This window comes from Protofrankia sp. CiP1_Cm_nod3, assembly GCF_982290655.1.
Genome location: NZ_CEVIVD010000027.1, coordinates 6,053 through 6,916 on the forward strand (window position 1 = coordinate 6,053; position 864 = coordinate 6,916).

General features: G+C 69.7%; 1 protein-coding gene. It reads left to right on the forward strand.

The features are described 5' to 3' along the window. Nucleotides 1–107: 107 nt before the first annotated feature. On the forward strand, nucleotides 108–803 hold the full coding sequence (locus AC5LUJ_RS07960) for a hypothetical protein (protein WP_493464713.1): 696 nt from the start codon (nucleotides 108–110) through the stop codon (nucleotides 801–803). Nucleotides 804–864 lie beyond the last annotated feature (61 nt).

Consider the following 864-nt stretch of genomic DNA (forward strand, 5'->3'; position numbering starts at 1 on the left):
AACCGGCTCGAACCCGGGCTGGACTTCGAGCCGGTCTCGTTGCAGCAGCTGGTCGTCCGCACCACCCAACGCCACGGCCGGCCGGTCGCCGCCGGGAAGGAGTCCTGATGTCCCGCCTGCTCGACGTCGTCCGGATCCAGCTCGTCCACTGGCCCGCACTGCTGGGCTACCCGTTGCTCGCGCTGGCCGCGCTGCCGCTGCTGGGCTGGGGCATCGACGTCTCCAACGGCGAAACCGCGCTCGGCGCACACGAGATCTACCTGCTGCCGACACTGTTGGCCCCGATCGCCTCCGCGCACCTGCCGACGATGACCCAGGTGTTCCCCTTCACGCTGGGGCTCGGCGTCACCCGCCGGGCGTTCGCCGCCGCCACCGCACTGGTCGTCCTCGGCCAGGCGCTGCTCCTCGGGCTCGGACTGGTGACGTTCGACATCATCGAACGGCTGACCGGCGGCTGGGGACGGAAGACGCGGATCTTCGGGCTGGACATGCTGGGCCACAGCAACCCGCTCACGCTGTGGCTTGTCTACAGCGGACCGCTGGTCGCGGTGTCCGCGATCGGGGTGCTGGCGGGTGTGGTGTTCCAGCGCTGGCGTCACACCGGGATCTACCTCGCCGTTTTCGGCAGCGTCGCGCTGCTCACCACGGTGGGCGTGCTGGGAAAGACACAGAACTGGTGGCCCTCGATCGGGAGCTTCCTCGGCGGCCAGCCTTCGCTCACGCTGTTCACCGCGTACCCGCTGATGTTCGCGCTGGCACTCGGCGGAGCCGGCTGGCTGATACTGCGCCGCGCGGCCCCCTGAGTGCTTCACCGGAAGTCCCGCGACCTCACGGTGATGCGCATCAGGAACGCCGCAAGCCGGT